Raw genomic sequence first — 23,073 nt, forward strand, 5'->3', positions numbered from 1 at the left:
GTGAAAGCGTGATGAGAGGCCCCGCGCCGGCTCGCCGGGCCGCCCGCCGTGCCGGCGCCGTTCACGACGAGTTGACGGACGTCGCCCGGTACCGCCGCTGATGACGGGCCCGGCGCGTCGTCCGCGCTTTACCGCATGTCACCCGTCGCGGCAACTGCCGCCCCGACACCCCACCACGCGCGCGATCGGACGGCTAGGCTCGAGGTCTGTACGTCATTCGGGCGACTCGGGGAGGTAGCGGGATGACGGAGGTACGGCGGAGGTCCGCCGCCTCGGCCGCCCTTTGGGAGCGCGACGAGGAAGTCGCCACCCTCACACAGGCGGTCGACACACTGTGCGCGGACCGCACGTCCCCCGGCAGCCTCCTGGAGGCCCGGGGCGAGGCCGGACTCGGCAAGACCGCGCTGCTCGCCGAGACCCGCCGGATCGCGGAGGCCCGGGGCTGCACCGTCTGGTCGGCGCGCGGCGGCGAGACCCTCAGGTCCGTCCCCTTCAACGTCGTACGCCAACTGCTCCAGCCCGCCCTGGTGTCCATGCTCCCGGAGGAGGCGCGCGAGTACCTCGGCGACTGGTACGACATCGCGGGCCCCGCCCTCGGTATCGCGGACCCCGGGGAGCGGCAGGCCGACCCGCAGGGCGTGTGCGAGGGCCTGGTCGCAGCCGTGCGCCGGCTCGCCCGCCGGGAGTGGCCGCTGGTCCTGCTGATCGACGACGCCCACTGGGCCGACCAGGAGACCCTGCGCTGGCTCGCCGCGTTCGCAGAACGGCTCGACGAGATCTCCGTGCTGGTCGTGATCGCCCGCCGCCCCGGCGACGTCAGCGGCGACAGCGCCCGCCACCTGGACGCGGCCACCGCCGTGGGCCGCCTCCTCGCCCCGCTGAACGCCCTCACCCCCGACGCGACGGCCGGCCTCACCCGCTCCACCCTGGGCGACCACGCCGACGCCGCGTTCTGCCGCGAGGTGTGGGCCGTCACCGGGGGCAACCCCTACGAGACCGTGGAACTCCTCGCCAAGGTCCAGGACAGCGAACTGGAACCGGTCGAGGCGGAGGCCTCCGAACTGCGCGCCCTGAACCGCTCCGCCCGGGGCGGCGGCCTCGTCGCCCGCCTGGAGCAACTCGGCGTCGAATCGACCCGGTTCGCCTGGGCCGCCGCCATCCTCGGCAGCGGCATCACCGTCGACATGGTGGCCCGGCTCGCCACCCTCGACCGCGACGAGGCAGCCCGCTGCGCCGAGTTGCTGCGCGGCGCACGCATCCTCTCCACACCCGACCCCGCCGCCGGGCAACCGGACGCGGGCGACCTGGAGTTCGTCCACCCGCTGATCGCCACCGCCGTCTACAACTCCATCCCCGACGCGCTGCGCACGGCGATGCACGGCATAGCGGCCCAGCTGGTCACCGACTCCCGGCTCGGCGCCGCGGCCGCCTCCCGCCACCTGCTCCGGGTGCATCCCGACGACGACCCGGAGGTCGTCGGCCAGTTGCGCGACGCCGCCCGCGAGCACCTCGCCGTCGGCGCGCCCGACGCGGCCCGCCTCTGCCTGGAACGCGCCCTGCGAGAACCGCCGCTGCCCGACGTCCACGCGCGCGTCCTCTACGAACTGGGCTGCGCCACCCTCCTCACCGCGCCCGCCACCACCATCGGCCACCTGCGCACCGCCCTCGCCATGCCCGGCCTCGACGGCGACCAACGCGTCAACGCCGTGTTCCGGCTCTCCGAGGCCCTGCTCCACAACAACCAGCTGGAGGAGGCCGTCCGCACCGTCGAGGCGGAGGCCGCCCGGAACCCGGACCCGTCCGCCCGGCTGCGGATGCGGGCCGTCCAGTACATGTGGGAGGGCATCCACCCCGGCGAGACGTCGTCACCCGGCCGTTCCGCGCACCTCGCCGAACTCGCCCGGACCTGCACCGGGCGCGACGACACCGAGCGCGCCCTGCTCATCCTGCGCGGATTCGACGCGATGACCCACGGCGAGAACGCCGAGGAGGTCGTCGAGCTGTGCGACCGCACCCTCGTCAACGGCCGCCTCGCTCCCGGCCTCGGCTGGACCGACAACGAGTGGGGCCTGGAACTGCCGATGATGCTGGCCAACTGCTACGCCTACACCGATCGGCTCGACCGCGCCGAGGCACTGTTCACCGAGGCCCTGCGCGCCTACGAGACCGCCGGCTGGAGCGGCGGCCACCTCGCCCTCGCGTACACCTACGTCGGGCTCGGCCATCGCAGGCGGGACCGCCTCAAGGAGGCCGAGGCGACCCTGCGCGAATCACTGCGCGTCGCGGAACGCGTCGGCCGTGGCCTGCCGATGTACTGGTCCGCGGTCTGCAACCTGATCGACACGCTGCTCGCCCGCGGCCATGTCGAGGAGGCCCGGTCCGTCGCCGACCAGTACGGCTTCGACCCGCCGTACCCGGCCACGATCGTGCTGCCCGAGCCCCGTTCCGTACGCGGGCGGCTGCTGCTCGCCACCGGCCGCACCAAGGAAGGCATCAACGAACTGGAGGCCGCCGAGAAGGCGGCGGCCGCTCGCGGGCGGGACAACCCGGTGGTGGCCCCCTGGGCGACCGAGCTCGCCCGGGCCCTCGCCGCGGAAGACCCCGCCCGCGCCGCCCGACTGGCCTCCGACGCCCGCCGCCAGGCCGAGCGCTTCGGCACGGACACCGCCATAGGCGAGGCCCTGCGCTGCGCCGCCGCGCTGGAGACCGGTCAGCGCGCGGTCCGGCTCGCCGCCCAGGCCGTCACCTATCTCGAGGCGTCACCCTGCCAGTACGAGCACGCCGCCGCCCGCGTGGAGTACGGCATCGCCGCCCGCTCGGCGGCCGAGCTGCGCCGCGGCCTGGCGCTGGCGGACTCGTGCGGCGCGGACGGGCTGGTGGCGAGGGCCCGCGAGGCACTGGCGGCGGGCCCGTGAGCCGAGGGGCCGGTATCGGCCCACGGGGACGCCGGCGGCTCAGCCGCCGGCGCCGTCCTCCTCGGCCAGCACCCGCTGGGCCGTCGCGAACGCCGAGTTCGCGGCGGGCACCCCGCAGTACACCGCCGTCTGCAGCAGCACCGCGCCGATCTCGTCCGGCGTCAGCCCGTTGCGCCGCGCCGCCCGTACGTGCATGGCCAGCTCCTCGTAGTGGCCGTGGGCGACCAGCGCCGTCATCGTGACCATGCTGCGCTCGCGGCGCGAGAGGGTCTCGTCGGTCCAGATCTCACCCCAGGCGTAGCGCGAGATGAAGTCCTGGAACCGGGCCGTGAACGGGGTCTGCCGCCCCTGCGCCCGGTCCACGTGCGCGTCGCCGAGCACCTCGCGCCGCACCGCCATGCCCCGCCCGGCGCCGCCGTCGAAGTGCGCCCGCAGCGCGGTCAGCACCGCCTCGGGACGCTCCGCCGGCGCCAGGTGCGAGGCCCCCGGCAGTTCGGTCAGCGTCGCGCCCGGCACCGCGTCGGCGATCTCCCGCAGATGCGCGGGCGGTGTCGCCGGGTCCTCGCGGCCCGCGATCAGCAGCGTCGGCGCCGTGATCTCGCCGAGCCGGTCCCGCAGGTCGAAGGCGGCCAGCGCGTCACAGCAGGCGGCGTACGCCCCCGGATCGGCGTCCCGGTGGTCCCGCACCAGCGCCGGCACGGTGAACCCGGGCGTGAACCACCGGTCGTCCGCGCTCCGAGCGAGCTTCGCCAGCCCCTCCGCGCGCACCGTCGCGGCCCGCTCCTCCCACGCCCGCGCACCGTTGAAGTGCGCCGACGAGCAGACGACGGCCAGCGACGACACCCGCTCCGGGTGGTGCACGGCCAGATGCAGTCCCACCGCGCCGCCCAGTGACACGCCCGCGTAGGCGAACCGTTCCACCCCGAGCGAGTCGGCGAGCGCGAGGACCAGGCCGGCGAGGTCGCCGACGGTGGCGCCCGGCCCGATGAGCTCCGCCGCCGAACCTCCGTGCCCCGGCAGATCCCAGCGGATCACCCGGTGCGCGATGGACAGCTCGGGCGCCACCTCGTCCCACAGCGCGTACGAGGTGCCCAGCGAGGGCCCGAGCAGCAGCGGGGGAGCGGAGGCGGGGCCTTCGGACAGGTGGTTGAGCATGGTCAACGTCGCTCCAGAGCACGGTCGGTCAGGGCTCCGGCGGAGCCGGTGTAACGGGCGGGGTCGGTCAGGGAGCCGAGACCAAGGCCGGACAACTCGGGCACCTCGGCGAGCAGTTCGCCAAGACCGCGGTCCTCGGTGTACGTCCGCCGGGCCAGCTCGGTGAGCAGCGCCTTGGCGCGGGCCCGTCCGAGCACCGGCGCCAGTTCGGCGGAGAGCCGTTCGGACACGATCAGCCCGTGGGTGAGGCCGAGGTGCGCGCGCATCGCGTCCGGGCGGACCTGGAGCCCCTCGGCCAGCTCCGCGGCGTCACGGGCCGCGCCGCCGGTCAGCCGCAGCAGGTCCCGCAGCGGCTCCCACTCGGCGTGCCAGGCCCCGGCCGGCCGCTCGTCCTCGGCGGTCAGCGAGCCGTACAGCGTGGCCGCGAGCTGCGGCGCGCGCCGGGCCGCCGCCGCGATCAGCGTGGACCGTACGGGATTGGCCTTGTGCGGCATCGCCGACGAGCCGCCGCCGCTGCCCTCGGCGACCTCGGCGGTCTCGGTACGGGAGAGGACGAGCACGTCCGCGGCGATCTTCCCGAGCGCGCCGGCGGCGAAGGCGAGGCAGCCGGCCAGGTCGGCGACCGGGGTGCGCAGCGTGTGCCAGGGCAGCACGGGCGCCCGCAGCCCGAGTTCACGGGCGTACGCCGACGGCAGCTCGGCCGGGTCCGCCGCGCCGTACGCCCCGAAGGCGGCCAGGGTGCCCGCCGCGCCGCCGAGTTGGGCGGGCAGCGCGTCGCGTACGGCGGCGATCCGGTCCCGCGCGTCGAGCACCAGGGTGCGCCAGCCGGCCGCCTTCAGTCCGAAGGTCGTCGGCACGGCGTGCTGGGTGAGCGTCCGGCCCGGCATCGCCGTGTCCCGGTGCTCGGCGGCCAGCCGCGCCAGCGCCCGCTCCGTACGGCCGAGGTCGGGCAGCAGCAGGTCCAGGGTGCGGGCGGCGACCAGCATCGTCGCCGTGTCCAGGATGTCCTGGCTGGTCGCACCCCGGTGCACGTACGGCCCGTACTCCTCGCCGACCGCCTCCGTCAGGTCGGCCACCAGCGGGATCACCGGGTTGCCGCCGCCGCGGGCGCGTCCGGCCAGGGAGCGCACGTCGAAACGGGCCGGGTCCGCCGCGTCGGTCACCGCGGCCGCCGCCTCGGCGGGGGCGAGGCCCAGCCCGGCCTGAGCGCGGGTCAGCGCCGCCTCCGCGTCGAGCAGCGCACGCAGACAGGCGTGGTCGTCGGTGGCGTCGGCGGCCGGTGAGCCCGCCCAGCCGGGGGCGAGCAGGCCCCCCGTGCCGAGAGCTTCGGGAGCTGATGTCACTGGAACTCCAGGAAGACCGTCTCGCCCTCGCCCTGAAGGCGGATGTCGAAACGGTACGTCCCGTCGCCCTCGTCCGCGGCGATCAGCGTGTCGCGGCGCTCCGCGTCCACCCGGGACAGCAGCGGGTCCGCGGCGAGCACCGCCTCGTCGCCCGGCAGGTAGATCCGGGTGAACAGGTGCACGAGCAGCCCGCGCGCGAACACGCACACGCCGACGTACGGCGCGCTCCGCCCGCGCGCCCCGGGCCGCAGCGTACGCACGTACCAGTGGCCGTTCGCGTCGGTCTGGATGCGGCCGAAGCCGGTGAACTCCACGCCGTTGCGCCCGAGGAACCCGCCGGAGGCGGGGTCGCGCCGCATCGAGCCGTCGGCCGTCGGCAGGTTGCCGTCCGGGTCGGGCCCCCACACCTCCAGGAGCGCGTCCGGCAGCGGGTCGCCCGCGCCGTCGTACACGTACCCGTGCACGGTGACCGTGTCCGGGTGGCCGACGGGCGCGATGTCCTCGCCGCCGCGGAAGGGCAGCGCGTACCCGTAGAACGGGCCGACCGTGTGCGACGGCGTGGGCAGCACGTTCTCCGGGCCGCTGGTGTCGATCTTCGTCATGGCGGGTCAGCGTCCTTCTTCGATCCAGGTGGCGTTCGGGCCGTCGAGCACGATGTCCCAGTGGTAGCCGAGCGAGAACTCGGGCACGGACAGGCTGTGGTCGTACGTCGCGACGAGCCGCTGCCGGGCGGCGTCGTCCGTCACGGACTGCAGGATCGGGTCGTACGGGAAGAGCGGGTCGTTCGGGAAGTACATCTGCGTCACGAGCCGCTGCGTGAACGCCGAGCCGAACACCGAGAAGTGGATGTGGGCCGGGCGCCAGGCGTTGACGTGGTTGCGCCACGGGTAGGGGCCGGGCTGGACGGTGGTGAAGCGGTAGAAGCCGTCGTCGTCGGAGAGGGTGCGGCCCACGCCGGTGAAGTTCGGGTCCAGCGGGGCGTCGTGCTGCTCGCGCTGGTGGGCGTAGCGGCCGGCCGAGTTCGCCTGCCAGATCTCGACGAGCTGGCCGCGCACGGGCCTGCCGTTCCGGTCGAGGAGGCGGCCGGAGACGGTGATGCGCTCGCCGACCGGCTCTCCGTTGTGCTGCCGGGTCAGGTCGTTGTCGATCCCGGTGATGTCCCGCTCCCCGAAGGCGGGGGAGGACAGCTCGACCAGTTCCGGGTCCTTGGTGACGTCGATGGCGATCGGCGGCTGCTTCGGGTGGCGGAGTACCGAGGAGCGGTACGGGGCGTAGTCGCGGCGCGGGTGGTGCTCGACGGGCGCGCCGTCGGCGACCCGCTTCTCGTACGCGGCGTGCTCGGCCGCGATCTCCGCGTCGATGTCGTGCTGGGTGAGAGTCATGGGGTTTCCCGTGGGTGACGTGACTAGCGGTCGAGGACGAGGGCGAGGCCCTGGCCGACGCCGATGCAGAGGGTGGCGACGCCGGTGCCGCCGCCCTTGCGGGCGAGCTGGTGGGCGACGGTGCCGGCGAGGCGGGCACCGGAGGCGCCCAGCGGGTGGCCCAGCGCGATGGCGCCGCCCCGGGGGTTGAGGATCGCGGGGTCGAACTCGGGCCACTCGGCGACACAGCCCAGCACCTGGGCGGCGAAGGCCTCGTTGAGCTCGAGGACGTCGAGGTCGGCGAAGGTCCGGCCGGCCTTGGCGAGGGCGCGGTTCACGGCTTCGACGGGGGCGAGGCCGAAGTAGTGCGGGTCGGTCGCCGAGACACCGGTGGCCCGGACGCGGGCGAGCGGCTCGCGGCCGGTGGCCTTCAGACCCTCCTCGTCGACGAGGAGGAGGGCCGCCGCGCCGTCGTTGAGCGGCGAGGCGTTCCCGGCGGTCACGGTCCCGTCGGTGGTGCGGAAGGACGGCCTGAGCTTGGCCATCGCCTCCAGGGAGGCGGTCGGGCGTACGCACTCGTCGGCGGCGAAGTCGACGGGGTCGCCCTTGCGCCGCGGCACGGGTACGGGCGCGAGCTCGGTGTCGAAGAGGCCGTCCGCCTGTGCCCGCGCCGCCTTGTGGTGGGAGGCGAGGGCGTACTCGTCCTGCTGCTCGCGGGAGATCTCGTGCTTGTCGGCGATCAGCTCCGCCGACTCCCCGAGCGGGATGGTCCACTGCGGGTCCATCCGCGGGTTGACCATGCGCCAGCCCAGGGTGGTGGAGTACAGCTCGGTGTGCCCGGCGGGGAAGGGCCGGTCCGACTTGGGCAGCACGTACGGCGCCCGGGTCATCGACTCCACGCCGCCTGCGAGGGCGATGTGGGCGTCGCCGACGGCGATGGCACGGGCGGCCTGGATCACCGCTTCGAGACCGGAGGCGCACAGCCGGTTCACGGTCACGCCGGGGACGGTGGTGGGCAGGCCGGCCAGCAGTCCCGCCATGCGGGCGACGTTGCGGTTCTCCTCACCGGCGCCGTTGGCGTTGCCGAGGTACACGTCGTCGATCCGGGAGGGGTCCAGGCCGGGGGTGCGGGCGAGGAGTTCACGGATCGCGTGTGCGGCCAGGTCGTCGGGGCGTACACCCGCCAGGGAGCCGTTGTACTTGCCGAACGGGGTACGTACCGCGTCGACGATGTAGACGTCCTTCATGTCAGGTCCTCCGCGATGACGAGTTCGGCGTCGGTCCCGGCGACGATCTCGTCGACGCCCACGCCCGGTGCGGTCTCGACCAGGACCAGGCCGTCGTCGCCGACGTCGAGGACACCGAGGTCGGTGATGACCCGGTTCACACACGCCTTGCCCGTGAGCGGCAGCGTGCACTCCCGCACGATCTTGGGCGAGCCGTCCTTGGCGGTGTGGGTCATCACCACGATCACGGTGCGGGCACCGTGGACGAGGTCCATCGCGCCGCCGATCCCCGTGATCATCTTGCCCGGGACGGCCCAGTTCGCCAGGTCGCCGGCGGCCGAGACCTGCATGGCCCCCAGCACGGCGACGTCGATGTGCCCGCCGCGGATCATGCCGAAGGACAGCGCCGAGTCGAAGAAGGAGGCGCCCGGCAGGACCGTCACCGTCTCCTTGCCGGCGTTGATCAGGTCGGGGTCCACCTCGGCCTCGGTCGGGTACCGGCCGGTGCCCAGGATTCCGTTCTCGGACTCCAGGGTCACCTCCACGCCCTGCGGGAGGTGGTTCGGGATGAGCGTCGGCAGACCGATGCCGAGGTTGACGTACTGTCCGTCCCGCAGTTCCCGGGCCGCTCGCGCGGCCATCTGTTCACGCGTCCAGGCCATCAGGAACTCACCGTCCGCCGCTCGATCCTCTTGTCCGCGGCCTGTTCGGCCGTGAGCGCCACCACCCGCTGCACGAAGATCCCCGGCAGGTGCACCGCGTCCGGGTCGATCTCCCCGGGCTCGACCAGCTCCTCCACCTCGGCGACCGTCACCCGCCCGGCCATCGCCACCGGCGGGTTGAAGTTCCGGGACGACTTGGCGAACACCAGGTTCCCGTGCCGGTCCCCCCTCGCCGCCCGCACCAGCGCGAAGTCGGTGCGGATCCCGCGCTCCAGCACGTACTCCGTCCCGTCGAACTCGCGGACCTCCTTCGGCGGCGACGCCAGCGCGACCCCGCCGGAGCCGTCGTAGCGCCACGGCAGCCCGCCCTCGGCGACCTGCGTGCCCACCCCCGCCGGTGTGTAGAAGGCGGGAATCCCCGCCCCGCCGGCCCGCAGCCGCTCGGCCAGCGTGCCCTGCGGGATCAGCTCCACCTCCAGCTCACCGCCCAGGTACTGCCGCGCGAACTCCTTGTTCGCCCCGACGTAGGACCCGGTCACCCGGGCGATCCGCCCCGCGGCCAGCAGCACCGCCAGCCCCGAGTCCATCGCCCCGCAGTTGTTGGAGACCACCGACAAGCCGCCGGTCCCACGCTCGTGCAGCGCCTGGATCAGTACGTTCGGTACACCGCTCAGCCCGAAGCCGCCCACCGCGAGCGACGCGCCCTCCGGCACGTCGGCCACCGCCTCGGCGGCTGTGGCCACCACCTTGTCCATCCGAGAAGCCCCATCTCTTCCAAGCGCCCCGGATCGCGGACCGATCGGCGAATCGGCGAATTAATCAGGGCACTGAGTATTTCAGCGAGGTTTCCCACACGCTGCCACCGGACTGTCAGGGCGTCAATACCTCTCAAAAGGCCTGGTGGCTCGCCTGATGTGACATCGGGCAGTATCCGCCCGTCCGATGTATCGTCAGTGCACCGACGAAAATGACCACAGGAGCGCACATGGCCGCGGTCGACCTGACCACCCATCCCGGGCATCTGGCCCGGCGGCTGCAGCAGGCGCACCACCTGCTGTGGAACACGATGGTCTCGGAGGAGGTCACCTCGCCGCAGTTCGCGGTCCTCAACGCGCTCGTCAGCGAGCCGGACCGCCTGGACCAGCGAACCGTGGGGGAAAGGGTGGGGCTGGACCGGTCCACCATCGCCGAGGTGATCAGCCGGCTCGGCCGCCGCGGACTGCTGGACAAGGTCCGCGACCCGCAGGACGGCCGCCGCTTCCTGCTGCGCCTGACCGACGACGGCCTGCGCGTCCACCGCAAGCTCGCGGTGCGTACGGCCCGGATGAACCAGGTCTTCCTGGCCCCGCTCTCCGCCGACGAGCAGGCCGTGTTCTTCGACCTCGTCCGGCGGGTCGCGGACGCCGCCGAAGGGCTCCGCAACCCGGCGGAGCCCGCGGCGGTACCGAGCTGATCAGGGCCGCTTCGCCGTATCGGCGAACACCACCCACACCTGGCCCTCGGCGAAGTCCAGCGGAGTGCCGTCCTCGGCGGTGAAGGACGTTCCGTCCGCGGCCGCGCCGCGTTTCCAGGCCGCCCCGTACGCGCGCCCGTCGCGCAGCACCTCCGCCCGCCCGGAGCCCACCGACTCGACGTACGGCGAGTTGCTGCCCCGGACGTCGTGGAAGTCCGACTCGCGTACGTTCACGTGCTGCACGACGACCGTCGACGGCGCGAGACGCCCGCCGTCGGCCGTCCGGGCCGGGGCGCCGTCCATGGAGACCAGCCAGCGGTCGCGGCTCTCGGACCAGGTGAAGGTGAAGGACGCCGACGGGTAGCGCACCGTGCGCGAGGACTTCGCCTCGCCGCCCTCGGGGGCCGCTCCGTAGCGGAAACCCGTGGTCAGGTCGTCGGCGCCCGCGGGTGACGGCTGCAGCCGCCTCGGCCGCAGATAGAGATTGTGCGGGGCGGGCCGGTCGTCGTCGCGGACGTAGGCGCCGGACGCCTCTCCTCGCCCCGGGGGCTCGGCGCGCAGGGGCGCCTCGTCGATGAGCGGCAGCAGTCTCCGCTGCGCACCGGAGAACGCCAGCGTCGGCCGGTCGAACTGGCGCAGCAGTTCCAGGTCGGACTCGCGGGCGCTGCGCACCGGTCCGACCGACTCGGGAAGTTCGGTCGCGTAGACCGCCATCAGGCGGCTCAGTCCGCCCTCCACCGGTTCCACGTAGACCACGTCCGCGGCTTCCAGGCCCGTCTGCGGACGGGCCGCCGGCACGTTGTCGACCTTCACGGCGAGTACCGGGGCCGGGCTGCCCGCCGCACTGTGCGAGCGTTTCGGGCGCGGTGCCTGTCCGTCCTCCTCGACCGTCCCCGGCCCGGCCGCGCAGCCCGCCGCCAGCGAGACCGCCACCGCCGCGGTCAGTAGCGCCCCGCCGCGCCACGCGTGCGTCCTTCGTCGCATTCCGACCACCCGTCCACCCATCCCATGTCATTGATTTTGTACTTTTCGAAGCATTCAGCGCCATACCTGACCGAATCTGATACGGCACGCCGAACGCGGCACATAATCCGCTGTTGGGACGAAACCGGCGGCGGTTCGGTGGAGGGCGCCTCGGGTACCCGGCCGCCACGCAGCAGCGATGCGCACGGCGACGGAGGGAGTGCGAGGCCATGAAGGCAGTGACGTGGCAGGGCAAGCGGGACGTACGGGTGGAGGACGTACCCGATCCGAAGGTCCAGGAGCCGACGGACGCGGTCATCCGCGTCACGTCCTCCGGGCTGTGCGGCTCCGACCTGCACCTCTACGAGGTGCTGACGCCGTTCATGACACCGGGCGACATCCTGGGCCACGAGCCCATGGGCATCGTGGAGGAGGTCGGCCCCGAGGTGACCGGACTGCGGCCCGGCGACCGGGTCGTGGTGCCGTTCCAGATCGCGTGCGGGCACTGCTTCATGTGCGGCACCGGACTGCCGACCCAGTGCGAGACCACCCAGGTCACCGGCGAGGGCATGGGCGCCCCGCTGTTCGGCTACACCCGCCTGTACGGCGCCGTCCCCGGCGGCCAGGCCGAGTACCTGCGCGTGCCGCAGGCCCAGTACGGCCCGATCAAGGTTCCGGAGGGTCCGGCCGACGACCGCTTCGTCTACCTCTCGGACGTCCTCCCCACCGCCTGGCAGGCGGTCGAGTACGCCGCCGTCCCGCGGGGCGGCAGCGTCGCCGTGCTCGGCCTCGGCCCGATCGGCGACATGGCCTGCCGGATCGCCCGGGCCAAGGGGGTCGGAAGGGTGTTCGGCGTGGACCTCGTGCCGGAACGGCTGCGGCGGGCCCGTGAGCGGGGCGTGGAGACGTACGACCTGCGGTCCTTCGACAGCGAGAAGGAGCTGGTCGCGGCGATCCAGGACGAGACCGAGGGCCGCGGTCCCGACGCCGTGATCGACGCGGTCGGCACCGAGGCGCACGGCGGCGTCGTCGCCAAGCTGGTCCAGTCGACCGCCGCGGTGATGCCCCGGGCCGTGGGCGGCCCGCTGGCGGAGCGGTTCAGCGTCGACCGGCTCGCCGCCCTGTACACCGCCATCGAGCTGGTGCGCCGAGGCGGCACGATCTCGTTGTCCGGCGTGTACGGCGGCATGGCCGACCCGATGCCGATGCTCACCCTGTTCGACAAGCAGATCCAGCTGCGGATGGGGCAGGCGAACGTACGCCGCTGGAGCGACGAGATCATCCCCTACCTGACGGACGAGGACCCGCTCGGCGTCGACGACTTCGCCACCCACCGGGTGCCGCTGACGGACGCACCGCACGCGTACGAGATGTTCCAGAAGAAGCAGGACGGCGCGGTCAAGGTGCTGCTGAAGCCGTGAGGCCCCCGGGGCGCCCTCAGGGACCGCCGAGGATCTCCGCCAGGTCGTAGCGGACCGGCTCCTCCAGCTGGGCGTAGGTGCAGCTCTCCGGCGTCCGGTCCGGGCGCCACCGGCGGAAGCGGGCCGTGTGCCTGAAACGCGCCCCGTTCTCCATGTGGTCGTACGCCACCTCGACGACCCGTTCCGGCCGCAGCGGCACCCAGGACAGGTCCTTCTTCCCCGACCAGCGGCTGGGGGCGCCCGGCAGCCGGGCCGACTCGTGCGCCGACTCCTCGGCCCAGGCCGCCCACGGATGGCCCCGGACGTCGTCCATGCGCAGCGGTGCCAGCTCCTCCACCAGCTCCGCGCGCCGCTTCATGGTGAAGGCCGCGCTCACGCCCACGTGCTGGAGGACGCCCCGGTCGTCGTAGAGGCCGAGCAGGAGGGAGCCGACGACGGGGCCGCTCTTGTGGAGACGGTAACCGGCGACCACCACGTCCGCCGTGCGCTCGTGCTTGATCTTGTACATGGCCCGCTCGTCCTGGCGGTAGCGGAGATCGAGCGGCTTGGCGACGACGCCGTCGAGCCCCGCCCCCTCGTACTGCTCGAACCACCTCCGCGCCACCTCGATGTCGTCCGTCGCCGGTGCCACGTGCACCGGGGCCGTGACCCCGGACAGTGCCCCCACGAGCGCCGCCCGCCGGTCGGCGAGCCCCACGTCGAGCAGCGACTCGTCGTCCAGGGCCAGCAGGTCGAAGACCACCAGTGAGGCCGGCGTCCGCTCGGCCAGCGTGCGCACCCGGGAGTCCGCCGGATGGATCCGCTCGGTGAGCGCGTCGAAGTCCAGATGCCCCTCCCGGGCGATCACGATCTCCCCGTCCACCACGCACCGCTCGGGCAACCGCTCCCGCACCGCCTCCACCAGCTCCGGGAAGTACCTGGTCAACGGCTTACCCGTACGGCTCCCGAGCTCGACCTCGGCGCCGTCGCGGAACACGATCGACCGGAACCCGTCCCACTTGGCCTCGTAGTGCATGCCCGGCGGGATCTTCGCCACGGACTTGGCGAGCATCGGCTTCACGGGCGGCATGACGGGCAGATCCATGGTCCGACTGTATGAGCGGTCCGCAGGCCTCGCCTGTTAGGCTTGTGGGGTGATCAGGTTCTACTACTTCTACATCTGATACCGCCCCGGGAGACCGGGCGCCGATGCCGCCGCGCGTACGCGGTGTGATTCCGGCCGCCCGTCAGGGTCCCCGGGTTCGGCTGTAGCACGGCCTTCACCCACGCCGCTCCGTCGCGCGCCGATGACCCCTCCCTCCGTATCGGTCACTGTCCACGCCTTCCGATATGGCGGATCACGCATGTCTCAGCCCACTTCTGGCACCACCACCTGCCCAACCACCTCGTCCGGTACCGGCTCGGACTCCGGCTCCGGCTCCTTCCAGGTCGTCCTGGACGACGTCGTCCGCGCGCCCGGAGGCCGGCCGCTGCTGGACGGCGTTCACCAGTCGGTGGCGCTCGGCGAGCGCATCGGCGTCATCGGCGAGAACGGCACGGGCAAGTCGACCCTGCTGCGCCTGCTGGCCGGTCTCGACCGGCCGGACGCGGGCCGGATCCGCGTCCACGCCCCGGGCGGCGCCGGGTACCTGCCGCAGACCCCCGACCTCCCCCCGGACGACACCGTCCAGGACGCCGTCGACCACGCCCTCGCCGACCTGCGCACCCTGGAACGCGCCCTGCGCCGGGCCGAGCAGGCGCTGGCGGAGGCCGGGCCCGGCGAACTCGACGGCCTGCTCGCCTCGTACGGGGAGCTGCTGGAGGCGTTCGAGGCGCGGGACGGCTACGCGGCCGATGCCCGCGTCGAAGCCGCCATGCACGGACTGGGCCTTCAGCGCATCGCGCCCGGCCGGCGGCTGGGCAGCCTCTCCGGCGGCGAGCAGGCCCGCCTCAACCTGGCCTGTCTGCTGGCGGCCGCACCACAGCTGCTGCTGCTCGACGAGCCCACCAACCACCTCGACGTCCCGGCCGTCCAGTGGCTGGAGGAGCACCTGCGCTCCCAACGCGGCAGCGTGCTGGCGGTCTCCCACGACCGCGTCTTCCTGGAACGCGTCGCCACCGCCCTGTGGGAGGTGGACGGCGAACGCCGCACCGTCCACCGGCACGGCGGCGGGTACGCGGGATACCTCCGGGCCAAGGCGGCCGCCCGGCGTCGCTGGGAGCAGGAGCACGCCGACTGGCAACGGGAGTTGGCGGAGCAGCGCGCCCTGGCCCGCCGTGCCGCCGACACCATGGCCGCCGGCCCCCGGCGCCGGGCCAACGCCGACCGCGACAACCAGCGCCACCAGCGCAGCGTGGAGAAGCAGATCTCCGCGCGCGTCCGGCAGGCGAAGGAGCGGGTACGGAGACTGGAGGAGAACCCGGTGCCGCGGCCGCCGGAGCCCCTGCGCTTCGACGCCCGGGTCGCGGGCGGCGAGAGCGACCGCAAGGGGGCGGTCGCCGACCTCCACCGGGTCGCGGTGGGCGACCGGCTCGACGTACCCGGCTTCACGGTCGAACCCGGCGAGCGCGTCCTGGTCACCGGGGCGAACGGCGCCGGCAAGAGCACGCTGCTGCGGGTCCTCGCCGGTGACCTGGACCCCGACCGGGGCACGTGCACGCGCCCGGACCGCGTCGGATGGCTGCCCCAGGAGACCGCGATCACCGATCCGCGGCGGACCCTGCTGGCCGCGTTCGCCGCCGGACTGCCCGGCGTCGCCGAGGAACACCGCGGCGCCCTCCTCGGGTTCGGTCTGTTCCGGCCGTCCGACCTGACGACGGCGGTCGGTGACCTGTCCACGGGGCAGCTGCGCCGGCTGGCGCTGGCCCGTCTGCTGCGGGACCCGGTGGACCTGCTGCTGCTGGACGAGCCGACGAACCACCTCTCGCCCGCGCTGGTGGAGGACTTCGAGGAAGCCCTGCACCACTACCGGGGCGCGCTGGTGATGGTCTCGCACGACCGCATGGTCGCCCGGCGCTTCACCGGCCGCCGGGTCCGGATGAGCAACGGCAGCCTGGACGAGTAGAGATGGCGGCGTGGCGTGGCGGCATGGGACCGTGGGAGGAGGTGTGACGGAGGGAGGGCGCGCGTGCCGGGGAGTTCCGCCAGGGCGGCCGTGGTGGTCACCGCGGCCGTCGCCGTCACCGGCGCCTGCGTGACCGCGATGGTGGCCGCGACGGGCGACCTCACCGGTCCGCCGGGCGTCACGGTCGGCTCACCCGAGGCGCCGGGCCCGGTGCCCCGCAGCCGTCAGGAGACGGTCGAGGCGTGGAGGGCGGAGCTCGCGCGTGCGGGGCTGCGCCTGCCCGAAGGATGGGAGCGACTGCCGACGGCGGAGATACGCGCCAGGTACCTGAAGCAGAAACGCGTCAACGACGGCCCGCCGAAGGACATCGACCCGCACATGGCGGTCGATCCGTGCGGGTCGTGGACCTGGGTGGTCAAGCCGGGCGAGTGCTGGTGACCGCTCCGGGCACACGGAGACGCCCGGGAACGCGGGTTCGAATGAAGGTCCGGGTGAGCCGTCGCCTGATGTGCGAGGTCCCCGCGGTGCGCCTACCGTGGCTCGCATGGCGGAAGCGGTGGAACTGGAAGCGGGCGGACGGACCGTGCGGCTGTCCAGCCCGGGCAAGGTCTTCTTCCCGGAGCACGGCTACACCAAGCTCGACGTGGCCCGGTACTACCAGGCCGTCGCCCCCGGCATCCTGCGCGCCCTGCGCGACCGGCCCACCACACTCCAGCGCTACCCCGACGGCGTCACCGGCGAGTGGTTCTACCAGAAGCGCGCCCCCAAGGGCATGCCCGACTGGATCCCCACCGCGCACATCACCTTCCCCAGCGGTCGCAGCGCCGACGAGATGTGCCCCACCGAGGAGGCGGCGGTCCTGTGGGCCGCCCAGTACGGCACCCTCACCTTCCACCCCTGGCCGGTGCGTCGCGACGACGTCGACCACCCCGACGAGCTGCGCATCGACCTCGACCCGCAGCCCGGCACCGACTACGACGACGCCGCCCGCGCCGCCCACGAACTCCGTGCCGTACTGGAGGAGTTCGGCGGGCTGCGCGGCTGGCCCAAGACCTCCGGCGGACGCGGCATCCACGTCTTCGTGCCGATCGAGCCGCGCTGGACCTTCACCCAGGTGCGGCGCGCCGCCATCGCCGTCGGCCGCGAGATGGAACGCCGGATGCCCGACCAGGTGACCATCAAGTGGTGGAAGGAGGAGCGCGGCGAGCGCATCTTCATCGACTACAACCAGACCGCCCGGGACCGCACCATCGCCTCCGCCTACTCGGTGCGCCCCCGCCCGGGCGCACCGGTCTCCGCGCCGCTGACCTGGGAGGAGGTGGGCGTCGCCCATCCGCAGGACTTCGACATCACGACCATGCCCGCGCGCTTCGCCGAACTCGGCGACGTGCACGCGGGCATGGACGACCGTTCCCACTCCCTCGACGCCCTGCTGGAGCTGGCGACGAAGGACGAGCACGACCACGGGCTCGGTGATCTGCCGTACCCGCCCGAGTATCCGAAGATGCCGGGGGAACCCAGCCGGGTACAGCCGAGCCGCGCGAAGAAGCCGCGCCCTCAGAAGAGCTGACCTACAACTCCTTGATCCTCACGTCCCGGTACGAGACCACGTCCGTGGTGCCGTGGACCTGGAGCCCGATGTAGCCGGAGGCGTACCGCCGCCCGTCCGTGCCCGGGTCGTCCGAGCGCGCCGGGTAGAAGTCCTGGCCGCCGGTGTTGTCGAACTCGTTGATCAGCACGCCGTTGCGGTAGATGGAGTAGTGCTGGTCGACCACGCGGATCTCGTAGTCGTTCCAGGTGCCCTTCTCCGTCACCCCGGCGCCGGCCAGGCCCACCCGGTCGAAGCCGTAGACCGACCCCGACTTGTACATGTCGCCGGTCGGGCTGTCGAACACCTGCACCTCGTGCCCGTACTTGATGGCGACCCACTCCGGCCGGGACTCCTCCGGGTGGTCGTGGACCTGCGGGAAGCGCACGAAGACGCCGCCGTTGGTGTTGGCCGTGCCGGGCGCGTCGTCCCGCCACTGGAGCTTCAGCGAGAAGTCCCCGTACTTGCGCTCCGGGAACCACAGCATGCCCATGCCCGGTGTGCTCGTGCTGGAGGTGATCGAGCCGTCCTCGTTCAGCGCGAACGAGCCGCCGCCCACCTGCTGCCACTTGCCGAAGGACTCCTGGGAGCCGTCCAGGATCGCGCGGTAGCCCTCGGTCTGGCCGGGCACGCCGATCTTCGACTGGCGGGCGGCCTTGTTGATCGCCCGGTACTCCCGCCGGTCGACGACGCCCTCGTCCAGCAGCGCGTCCATGACCTCGCGGACGTGCTTGAGGAACAGCTGCTGCGACGACCAGTCCTTCTCGTCCTCGATCAGCTCGTTGATCCGGCACCGGTTGTCGGTGACCCGGTTCGGAACGCCCGTGTCGACCGTGCCGACGATCACCGTGAGCCGTTCGTCGTACTCCGGGCAGGGCGGCGGCGGCACCTGGCCCGACACCACCGTGAAGCTCACGGTCAGCGGCTCGGACGTGTTGCCCGCCTGGTCGGTCGCCCGGTAGGCCACGGTGTGCCGGCCCACCCGGTCGACGACCACCGGCTCGGTGTACGCCAGGTAGGGCCCGGCGTCGAGGGAGTACTCGATGCCGGCCACCCCGGAGCCGCCCTCGTCGGTGGCGCTGACGGTCACCTCGGCGCTGCCGACGTACGCGCCGTCGGAGTTCTTGCTGCCCTTCACGGTCGCGCCGGTCACCGGCGCGGTGGTGTCCTGCGGGGGAGCGGCGGCGACGGTGAAGGCGACGCTCTTCTCCGCCGCGGCGTTGCCCGCCTTGTCGGTGGCGCGGTAGCGCACGGTGTGCTCGCCGACCTGGTGCACCATCACGGGGGCGGTGTACGGCTGCCAGGCGCCGTCACCGACCGCGTACTCGATGGTGTTGACCCCGGAACCGGTGTCGGAGGCGGTGACGGTCACCGTCGCCATGTCGATGTAGGCACCGTCCGGGTTCTTCTCACCGCTGACCGTCGCCGAGGTCTCCGGCGCGGTCGTGTCGTCCGTCGGCGCGGGGGCCACGGTGAACGTGACACTCTTCTCGGCGGCGGCGTTGCCCGCCTTGTCGAACGCCCGGTAGCGCACCGTGTGCTCGCCGACCTGGTCGACGACGACGGGCGTGGTGTACGGCTGCCAGGCACCGTCGGCGCCGATCGCGTACTCGATCCGCTCGACGCCCGAGCCGCCCTCGTCGGTGGCGCCGATCGTCACGCTCGCGGCACCGACGTAGTGGCCGTCGGCGTTCTGGGTGCCGCTCACGTCCGCCGACGTGACGGGCGCCGTCGTGTCCTCGCCCCCGCCGCCCTCGGTCACCACGAGCACGCCCCTCATCTCCGCGTGGCCGGGGAGCGTGCAGTAGTAGAGGTAACGGCCGGGGGAGAGGGTGACCTCGGCGGTGTGCCTGCCGTCCTGGTCGTCGCCCGGGTTGGCCAGGATGTTCAGCTGGACGTCGTTGTTGTACTCCGGGTCGCTGGTCATGAACGTCAGCGTGTGCGGCATGCCGGTGGTGTTGCCGGTCGCCTCGCTGTTCTCGAAGACGATCGTGGCCGGACCGGCCACCGCCGTCTCGGGCGCGGACGTGTACTTGGTGATGTCGTCGCCGGCGGTCCAGGTGAGGACCTGGTCGGCGGCGGCTGTCCCGGCCTCCGCTCCGGGCTGCCCGGAGGCGGACGTCGCCTGCAGCCCGAGCACCATCAGCAGGCCGGCCAGCAGAGCGGCCCACATTCTTCGTCGGCGTATCACTCGGTCCCCCTCGCCAGCTGTCCGGCGGCCGGCGTCGGGCCGCCGCCCTCGTAGGTGACCCGCCACAGGGCCGACTTGGAGTCCGAGGTGAAGAATCCGCGGCCGTAGTCGAGGACGTACAGCGCGCCGTCCGGGCCGAACTTCCAGCCCATCAGGTTCCTGATGCCGTCGTTGCCGACCGGCACGATCTTCTTCAGCGACTCCGCGTGCACCGGCAGACCGCCGTCGCCCTGTGTCTTCGGGTCCATCAGCACCGCGTTGCGCGGCTGGTCGGAGTCGTAGAAGTCACCGACGAACCACTTGCCGTCCCAGTACGCGGGCCACTTGGTCTCGCTGGTGCTGTCGGCGTCGTAGCGGTAGACCGGGCCGTTCATCGCGGCCTGGCCGCCGCCCTTGAGCCAGGGCAGCTTGTAGGTGGCCTCGTCCTGCTCGTACGACGGGATGCCGTTCTCGTCGCGCGGGAAGTCGGGGCCGCCGCCCTGCGGCGAGTACCAGATGTTGTTGCCGGTCACCGGCGGCAGGTTGACCAGGCCGTCGTTGTTCGGCGACTCGTTCTTCGGGGCGTCGCAGTCGTACCAGCCCAGCGGCTTCGACGGGTCCGGCAGGTTCCGGTCCCGGTACGGCTGCTTGTTGCCCATGCAGTACGGCCACCCGCGGTTGCCCGCCTCGGTGATCGCGGCGAACGTGTCGTACTTCGCCGGACCCCACGTCGGCGACGGAGAGCCGGCGTCCGGGCCGACCCAGCCCGCGTAGAGGGTGTCGGTCTTCTTGTCGACGGAGATCCGTGCCGGGTTGCGTACGCCCATCACGTAGATCTCGCCGCGCGTCTTGCCGCCGCCCTCGGCGGTCTCCTTGCCGGTGAAGAGGTTGCCCTCGGGGAGCGTGTAGGTCCCGTCCGGCTCGGGGTGGATGCGCAGGATCTTGCCGTTGAGGTTGTTGGTGTTGCCGGCGGTGCGGCGCGCGTCGGCGAAGGACACGCCCTTGAAGTTGGGCTCGGGGTTGTTGCCCGAGTAACCGCCGCTGAAGCCGCTGGAGTTGTTGTCCCCGGTGGCGATGTACAGGTTGCCCTTGGAGTCCCAGGCCATCCCACCGCCCGCGTGGCAGCAGCTGTGGATCTGCACCGGCCACTTCAGCAGCACCTTCTCGCTGCCCAGGTCCAGCTTGTCGGTCGCCCGGTCGAGTGTGAAGCGGGAGACCCGCCGCTCGGCCATGTGCGTGTCGCGGTTGATCTCGGAGTGCGGCGTGTAGTGCAGGTACACCCAGCCGTTCTCCTCGAACCCCGGGTCCAGCTCGATGCCGAGCAGTCCCTCCTCGACCTTGATCAGCTCCTCGCCGCCGCCCTTGTTGCCGAAGACGGTCAGCTCACCCGCGAGTGTGACCTTGTCGGTCTTGGGATCCCAGACGTGGATCTCGCCCTTGCCCTTGCCGATGTCCGGGTCGTTCCAGTCGGTCACCACGGGCCGGGAGGAGTCCGCGCCGCCGCGGCCGATGTAGAACACGCGGCCGTCGGGGGCGGTGACCAGGCCGTGCGGCTCGCCGATCTGGTCGTTCTGGCCGGGCTGGTTGGGGTCGGTGAGCCGTTCGGCCTTGTAGTTGCCGTCGATGGTGGCCTTGCAGTCGGCCTGCGCCAGCCGGGTCGTCCACATCAGGGCGCCGCGCAGATGGGCGCGGAAGTCGGTCTCGTCGTACGACGACACCGTGCCGCCCATGCCGGTGTAGAAGGACCGGCCGCCGTCGTAGTCCCGGCACCAGCTGACCGGGTGGTCCCAGCCGTTGGCGCTCGCCCCGGGCTGGTACGTCGACTCGCGCACCCGGGCCACGGTGTGCACGTCGCCGGACGGGTTCTCCACCCAGTTCATCCACTGGTCGGGCCGCTTCCACTGTGTCGGCAGGTCCTTGGTGGCCGGATGGCGCCGGTCACCGACCTCGACGGTGGCCCGCTGGACCTTGGTGGGGCTGGACGCGGCGGGGCGGGCCCCGACCAGGCCGGTGAACCAGTCCGAGTACGGTTCCGCGCGGGCCGCGTCGTGGATGCCGACGAAACCGCCGCCGGCCTCCATGTAGGCCTCCAGGCCCGCTTCCTGCGCCGGATCGAGGACGTCACCGCCGCCGGTCAGGAACACGACCGCGTTGAAACGGCCGAGCCTCTTCTCGTTGGTGAAGACCGAGGCGTTGTCCGTGGCCTCGACCGTGAAGCGCTCCTTCGCCGGGCCGGACAGCCCGATCCGCTCGATGGCCGCGATCCCGGCGTTCACGACCGGTGACTCGTCCCCGGCCGCGGCGGATCCGTAGAAGATCAGCACCCGTACGTTGGCGCCGCCCGGCGGCGACTTGATCGACATCGTTGTCAGAGACGGGTCCGGCGCCGGACGCGCGCTGGCGGCGGGGCCCGCCAGCAGTCCCGCGGCGACGAAACCGGCGGTCGCGAACGCCGCCCAGCCCTTTCTTCTCGCGCTCAACCCTCGTAAGTGCATGGGCACCTCCTCGGTCACGGCAGCAGCGCCAAGGAAGTTAGACCTCTTTGCGTGGTTCGCCAATAGGTATGACCGGCATTGAACGAACTTTGTCCTGAGTGTGGATAAACGCGGGTGCAGCGGATACCGTCCCAGGTTCAACACGCATCATCACGAACAGTCATGGCTACGTCTGCGCACATTCCATACCAGTGGGGGAGTTCGGCATGGACAGACGCGGTTTCAACCGGCGGGTGCTGCTGGGCGGCGCGGCCGTCGCGACATCGTTGTCCATCGCTCCGGAGGTCGCGGGCGCGGCCCACCAGGCGAAGGCGGCACCGGTGCGGACGGCACCGGCCGGGGGCGAGGTGAGACATATCAAGATGTACGCCGAGAAGCTGCCCGACGGTCAGATGGGCTACGGCCTCGAAAAGGGCAAGGCATCCGTCCCCGGCCCGCTCATCGAGCTCAACGAGGGCGACACCCTGCACATCGAGTTCACGAACACGATGGACGTCCGGGCCAGCCTGCACGTCCACGGCCTGGACTACGAGATCTCCAGCGACGGCACGGCGATGAACAAGAGCGACGTCGAGCCCGGCGGCACCCGCACCTACACCTGGCGCACCCACAAGCCCGGCCGCCGCGCGGACGGCACCTGGCGGGCCGGCAGCGCGGGCTACTGGCACTACCACGACCACGTCGTCGGCACCGAGCACGGCACGGGCGGCATCCGCAAGGGCCTGTACGGCCCGGTGATCGTCCGACGCAAGGGCGACGTACTGCCGGACGCGACGCACACCATCGTCTTCAACGACATGCTCATCAACAACCGTGATCCCCACACCGGGCCGGACTTCGAGGCCACCGTGGGCGACCGGGTCGAGATCGTGATGATCACGCACGGCGAGTACTACCACACCTTCCACATGCACGGTCACCGCTGGGCCGACAACCGCACCGGCATGCTCACCGGCCCCGACGACCCGAGCCGGGTCATCGACAACAAGATCACCGGGCCGGCGGACTCCTTCGGCTTCCAGATCATCGCGGGGGAGGGGGTGGGCGCCGGGGCGTGGATGTACCACTGCCACGTGCAGAGCCACTCCGACATGGGGATGGTGGGCCTGTTCCTGGTGAAGAAGCCGGACGGCACCATTCCCGGGTACGACCCGCACGGGCACGGGCACGGGCAGGAGACCGCGACCGGGGAGGCTCCCGCGCACGAGCACTGAGGCGACGCGGGCCGGCCGGCGTCGAACAGGCCCCACTCGGTGCCGCGTTCCTCCGGCCGGACC

Annotated in this window: 18 protein-coding genes; 7 read left to right on the forward strand and 11 right to left on the reverse strand. The window is 72.4% G+C overall.

All coding sequences use genetic code 11. The features are described from left to right. Window positions 1–242 precede the first annotated feature (242 nt). Window positions 243–2,915: an ATP-binding protein gene (locus tag ACZ7G3_RS31870; protein ID WP_470929816.1), complete on the forward strand. Its 2,673-nt coding sequence runs from the start codon at window positions 243–245 to the stop codon at window positions 2,913–2,915. A gap of 39 nt (window positions 2,916–2,954) precedes the next feature. On the opposite strand, the gene pcaDC is transcribed toward ACZ7G3_RS31870, so the two are convergent. Genes pcaDC through ACZ7G3_RS31905 form a run of 7 tightly spaced genes read right to left on the reverse strand, consistent with a single transcriptional unit; the run spans window position 2,955 to window position 9,417 of the window. Next, window positions 2,955–4,070 (reverse strand): bifunctional 3-oxoadipate enol-lactonase/4-carboxymuconolactone decarboxylase PcaDC, encoded by a 1,116-nt coding sequence (gene pcaDC / locus ACZ7G3_RS31875; protein ID WP_470929916.1) that lies wholly within the window; start codon window positions 4,068–4,070, stop codon window positions 2,955–2,957. A 2-nt stretch (window positions 4,071–4,072) separates the two neighbouring features. Next, on the reverse strand, window positions 4,073–5,413 hold the full coding sequence (gene pcaB, locus ACZ7G3_RS31880) for a 3-carboxy-cis,cis-muconate cycloisomerase (RefSeq protein WP_470929818.1): 1,341 nt from the start codon (window positions 5,411–5,413) through the stop codon (window positions 4,073–4,075). Next, complete coding sequence (gene pcaG / locus ACZ7G3_RS31885) at window positions 5,410–6,015, reverse strand: protocatechuate 3,4-dioxygenase subunit alpha (RefSeq protein ID WP_426597326.1); 606 nt, start codon at window positions 6,013–6,015, stop codon at window positions 5,410–5,412. The genes pcaB and pcaG overlap by 4 nt, the downstream gene beginning before the upstream one ends. 6 nt (window positions 6,016–6,021) lie before the next feature. Then, complete coding sequence (gene pcaH / locus ACZ7G3_RS31890; protein WP_426597325.1) at window positions 6,022–6,795, reverse strand: protocatechuate 3,4-dioxygenase subunit beta; 774 nt, start codon at window positions 6,793–6,795, stop codon at window positions 6,022–6,024. A 23-nt stretch (window positions 6,796–6,818) separates the two neighbouring features. Then, window positions 6,819–8,021, reverse strand: a complete 1,203-nt coding sequence (locus ACZ7G3_RS31895) for a thiolase family protein (RefSeq protein WP_470929820.1) — start codon at window positions 8,019–8,021, stop codon at window positions 6,819–6,821. After that, a complete protein-coding gene (locus ACZ7G3_RS31900; protein WP_470929822.1) occupies window positions 8,018–8,662 on the reverse strand; it encodes a CoA transferase subunit B in 645 nt (214 codons plus the stop codon). The genes ACZ7G3_RS31895 and ACZ7G3_RS31900 overlap by 4 nt, the downstream gene beginning before the upstream one ends. Then, window positions 8,662–9,417 (reverse strand): CoA transferase subunit A, encoded by a 756-nt coding sequence (locus ACZ7G3_RS31905; RefSeq protein ID WP_470929824.1) that lies wholly within the window; start codon window positions 9,415–9,417, stop codon window positions 8,662–8,664. Before ACZ7G3_RS31905 ends, ACZ7G3_RS31900 begins: the two co-directional genes overlap by 1 nt. A 230-nt stretch (window positions 9,418–9,647) precedes the next feature. On the opposite strand from ACZ7G3_RS31905, the gene ACZ7G3_RS31910 reads away from it, so the two are divergent. Next, the gene (locus tag ACZ7G3_RS31910) at window positions 9,648–10,115 is read left to right on the forward strand and encodes a MarR family winged helix-turn-helix transcriptional regulator (RefSeq protein WP_470929826.1); all 468 of its coding nucleotides are present in this window, start codon (window positions 9,648–9,650) and stop codon (window positions 10,113–10,115) included. Here the strand turns inward: ACZ7G3_RS31910 and ACZ7G3_RS31915 are convergent, their stop codons facing one another. Then, window positions 10,116–11,099, reverse strand: a complete 984-nt coding sequence (locus ACZ7G3_RS31915; RefSeq protein WP_470929828.1) for a DUF3048 domain-containing protein — start codon at window positions 11,097–11,099, stop codon at window positions 10,116–10,118. Between the two features lie 209 nt (window positions 11,100–11,308). On the opposite strand from ACZ7G3_RS31915, the gene ACZ7G3_RS31920 reads away from it, so the two are divergent. Beyond that, complete coding sequence (locus ACZ7G3_RS31920; RefSeq protein ID WP_426597319.1) at window positions 11,309–12,499, forward strand: zinc-dependent alcohol dehydrogenase; 1,191 nt, start codon at window positions 11,309–11,311, stop codon at window positions 12,497–12,499. A 16-nt stretch (window positions 12,500–12,515) separates the two neighbouring features. Here the strand turns inward: ACZ7G3_RS31920 and ACZ7G3_RS31925 are convergent, their stop codons facing one another. Next, complete coding sequence (locus ACZ7G3_RS31925) at window positions 12,516–13,583, reverse strand: ATP-dependent DNA ligase (RefSeq protein ID WP_426597318.1); 1,068 nt, start codon at window positions 13,581–13,583, stop codon at window positions 12,516–12,518. 259 nt (window positions 13,584–13,842) lie between these two features. Here ACZ7G3_RS31925 and ACZ7G3_RS31930 point away from each other — a divergent pair, with 259 nt between their 5' ends. The 3 genes from ACZ7G3_RS31930 (at window position 13,843) to ligD (ending at window position 17,113) form a co-directional block, all read left to right on the forward strand. Then, entirely contained in the window at window positions 13,843–15,543 is a 1,701-nt protein-coding gene (locus ACZ7G3_RS31930) for a TlrC/CarA/OleB/SrmB family ABC-F type ribosomal protection protein (RefSeq protein WP_470929831.1), read from the forward strand. 63 nt (window positions 15,544–15,606) lie between these two features. Next, window positions 15,607–15,981: a hypothetical protein gene (locus ACZ7G3_RS31935; RefSeq protein WP_426556653.1), complete on the forward strand. Its 375-nt coding sequence runs from the start codon at window positions 15,607–15,609 to the stop codon at window positions 15,979–15,981. A 106-nt stretch (window positions 15,982–16,087) separates the two neighbouring features. Then, window positions 16,088–17,113, forward strand: a complete 1,026-nt coding sequence (gene ligD, locus ACZ7G3_RS31940) for a non-homologous end-joining DNA ligase (RefSeq protein WP_470929832.1) — start codon at window positions 16,088–16,090, stop codon at window positions 17,111–17,113. Between the two features lies 1 nt (window position 17,114). On the opposite strand, the gene ACZ7G3_RS31945 is transcribed toward ligD, so the two are convergent. Both ACZ7G3_RS31945 and ACZ7G3_RS31950 read right to left on the reverse strand, forming a co-directional pair. Then, window positions 17,115–19,304 (reverse strand): OmpL47-type beta-barrel domain-containing protein, encoded by a 2,190-nt coding sequence (locus ACZ7G3_RS31945; RefSeq protein WP_470929834.1) that lies wholly within the window; start codon window positions 19,302–19,304, stop codon window positions 17,115–17,117. Between the two features lie 14 nt (window positions 19,305–19,318). Next, entirely contained in the window at window positions 19,319–21,796 is a 2,478-nt protein-coding gene (locus ACZ7G3_RS31950; protein ID WP_470929836.1) for a ThuA domain-containing protein, read from the reverse strand. A 206-nt stretch (window positions 21,797–22,002) separates the two neighbouring features. Here ACZ7G3_RS31950 and ACZ7G3_RS31955 point away from each other — a divergent pair, with 206 nt between their 5' ends. After that, window positions 22,003–23,010, forward strand: coding sequence for a multicopper oxidase domain-containing protein (locus ACZ7G3_RS31955; RefSeq protein ID WP_470929838.1), 1,008 nt, complete (start codon window positions 22,003–22,005; stop codon window positions 23,008–23,010). Window positions 23,011–23,073: the final 63 nt, after the last annotated feature.

This window comes from Streptomyces sp. NPDC037271 (assembly GCF_055603605.1).

What these genes read in the sequence shown, in the direction of transcription:
- ligD (WP_470929832.1), top strand. Translation starts at nt 16,088, where the DNA reads ATGGCGGAAGCGGTGGAACTGGAAGCGGGCGGACGGACCGTGCGGCTG.
- ACZ7G3_RS31930 (WP_470929831.1), top strand. Translation starts at nt 13,843, where the DNA reads ATGTCTCAGCCCACTTCTGGCACCACCACCTGCCCAACCACCTCGTCC.
- ACZ7G3_RS31895 (WP_470929820.1), bottom strand. Translation starts at nt 8,021, where the DNA reads ATGAAGGACGTCTACATCGTCGACGCGGTACGTACCCCGTTCGGCAAG.
- ACZ7G3_RS31910 (WP_470929826.1), top strand. Translation starts at nt 9,648, where the DNA reads ATGGCCGCGGTCGACCTGACCACCCATCCCGGGCATCTGGCCCGGCGG.
- ACZ7G3_RS31920 (WP_426597319.1), top strand. Translation starts at nt 11,309, where the DNA reads ATGAAGGCAGTGACGTGGCAGGGCAAGCGGGACGTACGGGTGGAGGAC.
- ACZ7G3_RS31915 (WP_470929828.1), bottom strand. Translation starts at nt 11,099, where the DNA reads ATGCGACGAAGGACGCACGCGTGGCGCGGCGGGGCGCTACTGACCGCG.
- pcaDC (WP_470929916.1), bottom strand. Translation starts at nt 4,070, where the DNA reads ATGCTCAACCACCTGTCCGAAGGCCCCGCCTCCGCTCCCCCGCTGCTG.
- ACZ7G3_RS31900 (WP_470929822.1), bottom strand. Translation starts at nt 8,662, where the DNA reads ATGGCCTGGACGCGTGAACAGATGGCCGCGCGAGCGGCCCGGGAACTG.
- ACZ7G3_RS31905 (WP_470929824.1), bottom strand. Translation starts at nt 9,417, where the DNA reads ATGGACAAGGTGGTGGCCACAGCCGCCGAGGCGGTGGCCGACGTGCCG.
- ACZ7G3_RS31945 (WP_470929834.1), bottom strand. Translation starts at nt 19,304, where the DNA reads ATGTGGGCCGCTCTGCTGGCCGGCCTGCTGATGGTGCTCGGGCTGCAG.
- pcaH (WP_426597325.1), bottom strand. Translation starts at nt 6,795, where the DNA reads ATGACTCTCACCCAGCACGACATCGACGCGGAGATCGCGGCCGAGCAC.
- ACZ7G3_RS31925 (WP_426597318.1), bottom strand. Translation starts at nt 13,583, where the DNA reads ATGGATCTGCCCGTCATGCCGCCCGTGAAGCCGATGCTCGCCAAGTCC.
- ACZ7G3_RS31950 (WP_470929836.1), bottom strand. Translation starts at nt 21,796, where the DNA reads ATGCACTTACGAGGGTTGAGCGCGAGAAGAAAGGGCTGGGCGGCGTTC.
- pcaG (WP_426597326.1), bottom strand. Translation starts at nt 6,015, where the DNA reads ATGACGAAGATCGACACCAGCGGCCCGGAGAACGTGCTGCCCACGCCG.
- ACZ7G3_RS31870 (WP_470929816.1), top strand. Translation starts at nt 243, where the DNA reads ATGACGGAGGTACGGCGGAGGTCCGCCGCCTCGGCCGCCCTTTGGGAG.
- ACZ7G3_RS31955 (WP_470929838.1), top strand. Translation starts at nt 22,003, where the DNA reads ATGGACAGACGCGGTTTCAACCGGCGGGTGCTGCTGGGCGGCGCGGCC.